General features: G+C 64.3%; 1 protein-coding gene. It reads right to left on the bottom strand.

Features of this window, described 5'->3' with window-relative positions; all coding sequences use genetic code 11:
• Positions 1–255: transposase (locus tag AB3X94_RS42235; RefSeq protein WP_368614510.1), on the bottom strand; the 255-nt coding region annotated here is incomplete at both ends.

Raw genomic sequence — 255 nt, 5'->3', positions numbered from 1 at the left:
GGGAGCTGGCAACACTGGCAGCATCGAGGCTCGCCCGTTCCCAATCAATCTGGTCGTGCTCACGCAACCGGCGAAGCATTGCCCGATGCAGTTGCTCCCACACGCCTGCGGCCTGCCAGTCTCGTAGACGTCGCCAGCATGTCATGCCGCTGCCGAAACCCAGTTCCTGCGGCAGGTCTTCCCATGGGATGCCCGTTCGCAGGACATACAGGATGCCGTTCAGTGCTGCGCGGTCGTCAACCGTGCGCCGACGGC

It is taken from the genome of Paraburkholderia sp. BR10923, assembly GCF_040948765.1.
Lineage (GTDB): Bacteria > Pseudomonadota > Gammaproteobacteria > Burkholderiales > Burkholderiaceae > Paraburkholderia > Paraburkholderia youngii.
The sequence above is the reverse complement of the archived record's forward strand: the minus strand, read 5'-3'. Positions and strand labels throughout refer to the sequence as shown.